Annotated in this window: 1 protein-coding gene and 5 pseudogenes; 1 reads left to right on the forward strand and 5 read right to left on the reverse strand. The window is 62.2% G+C overall.

The genetic code is table 11. The features are described 5' to 3' along the window. The 3 genes and pseudogenes from HMPREF0591_RS29640 to HMPREF0591_RS34285 all read right to left on the reverse strand — a co-directional run. On the reverse strand, positions 1 to 200 hold a 200-nt coding region (locus HMPREF0591_RS29640), incomplete at its 3' end, for a hypothetical protein (RefSeq protein WP_007172570.1). 63 nt (positions 201 to 263) lie between these two features. Then, positions 264 to 464: pseudogene (locus tag HMPREF0591_RS29645) on the reverse strand (methylated-DNA--[protein]-cysteine S-methyltransferase); the annotation flags it as partial. Positions 465 to 508: 44 nt separating this feature from the next. Beyond that, a pseudogene (locus HMPREF0591_RS34285) lies at positions 509 to 604 on the reverse strand (hypothetical protein); the annotation flags it as partial. A 144-nt stretch (positions 605 to 748) separates the two neighbouring features. On the opposite strand from HMPREF0591_RS34285, the pseudogene HMPREF0591_RS29650 reads away from it, so the two are divergent. Further along, positions 749 to 1,045, forward strand: a pseudogene (locus HMPREF0591_RS29650) (ATP-binding protein); the annotation flags it as partial. Positions 1,046 to 1,152: 107 nt separating this feature from the next. Here HMPREF0591_RS29650 and HMPREF0591_RS34290 read toward each other — a convergent pair. Then, positions 1,153 to 1,373: pseudogene (locus HMPREF0591_RS34290) on the reverse strand (IS256 family transposase); the annotation flags it as partial. Between the two features lie 153 nt (positions 1,374 to 1,526). Then, positions 1,527 to 1,733 (reverse strand): annotated as a pseudogene (locus tag HMPREF0591_RS32820) (transposase); the annotation flags it as partial. Positions 1,734 to 1,968 lie beyond the last annotated feature (235 nt).

Consider the following 1,968-nt stretch of genomic DNA (forward strand, 5'->3'; position numbering starts at 1 on the left):
ACTTGCAGGTCAACCGGGTTCAACCCCAAATACTTAGCCGCCCTGATCAGGTTGTCTGCGGTGATCAGCCTGCCCTCGCGAGCCGCCTTGTAGTACGCGGACTTGCGGTAGCCGAAGGCTTCGTAGACCTCGGTAGCCGCCAAGGGCCGACCGACCAGATACGGCAGCACCACCGCCGGGTCCTTCGCACTGTCGTCCACAATCAGGGACGATAGCCCCCGTTCGCCTGACCTCGCAAAAGAACACGCGACCACGCCCGGCGGTCAGTCAAACAGCGTCGCGCAACCGTGGACCTTTTCCAGATCCAGCAGGTCGCGTTTGCGCTGCAGGCCACTGCCATAGCCGGTGAGGATGCCGTTCGCGGCGATCACCCGGTGACACGGCACCACGATCGCGACCGGGTTATGCGCGTTAGCCAATCCCACCGCACGCACCGACCTCGCAGCTCCGATCTGGGTGGCAATTCGTCATCGGACCTCGTCTCCCCTGTCGATGGTGCAGTACTCGATCATGCGACCTCCTGTGGCGGCCAATGGTTTACCGGATGCTCAAGAGTGGCCCAAAGATATTGGGTGGCATAGGAACGCCAGGGACGCCAACGGGCGCCACGTTCAACGAAACCCAATGCGACTGGCTGGAATTGCCCAACTAACCTGAGTCCCGGGGGTAGGGCAAAACCGCGCACCTGCTCGTCGAGTCGCTGGCCCATTCCGGCAAGTGGCGAGCGGCGTTGTCGCCGTCGGAGAAACAGCTCGTGATAGATAAACTCGGATGTTTGCCGTTGCCGGCTGAAGCGGCCTCGACATTGTTTCAGGTCGTCTCCTAACGATATTCGAAAACATCGATCGTGATCACTACCAACCGGGCGTCGGAGCCTGGGGCGAGATCCGCGGCGACACCACCGTCGCCGCGCTTTTCTCGACCGCCTCTTGCACCGCTCGATGGTCATCAACATCGACGGCGAGTCCTACCGACTACGCGCCCACCACGCCGCCGCAGAGGCCCTGCGCCGCGCCGTACTGCAACCCGCCAACCGGTACACTGACCGCTGCTCCCAGGAGGGAAATGCCGACGAGCACACTGGGGGACTTTCGACGAGCGCGATCAGCCAGCCGGATATGGCAGTTATACTCGAAATTTTTTGAAAGTCCCCTCGTCCGAAGCGGTTTCGAAGACGGCCTTGGTCATCGCCTTGGCGCAATTTGCCGGCCTGGTCAATGCCACGCCGGCCTCCCGAGCCTGGCGCACCAACTCCCGAGCGACCTCGAGTCGGTCACCTCGCGGCTGCCGGGGACATCAATAACCGGCGCAGAGGCGGCTTCATCTTCAGGATCCTGCGATAACTGCGCAACCACGACAGTGTTGGTCATCAGACGACCCCTCCGGCCGACACAGCGTGGCCAATGGCCGTTTACACTTTTATTGCAACAGTCCCGGACGGACCTAGGGAACACAATCCGGGGTACGCCCCGTAGTTGGCGTTCGCCAAGGGGCTATCTCGTTAACGGTGTTTCCGGCGGTTTCCATCAGTAGGTTTCGGCTGCCGGGAATCGGTCGCCGAACGTGATCGCAAACGCATTCAGCGCTGGCTTCCACCGCATCATCCATCGTGCCCTGCCGACCCCGGTAGGGTCCAGCGATCGGGTTACCAGCTACAGACACTTCATCGCGGCTTGCTCGGAGGGGAAGTGGCCGCGGGCCTTGATCGCCCGGCGGTAGCGGGCATTGAGCGATAACGATGGCGTTGGTACCCGGTATGAAATGGGGTGAGGGTCCGCGTGGTGTTCTGTCTTGCCTGGTCATCTGTGGCGGGCATACGGTGCGACCGTCCGGAACAGGGGCCTTCGGGGAACACGTATGGGCAGGCCGTTCTTGCTCGATGGGCTGCGAGCCCGTGTTAGTTGGTCGCCCCTGCGACTTGTCCGGCTGCGCTGCGAGCGCGTATCCGTAGGTGTCGTTCCGTCCCAG

The organism is Mycobacterium parascrofulaceum ATCC BAA-614 (assembly GCF_000164135.1).
Classification (GTDB): domain Bacteria; phylum Actinomycetota; class Actinomycetes; order Mycobacteriales; family Mycobacteriaceae; genus Mycobacterium; species Mycobacterium parascrofulaceum.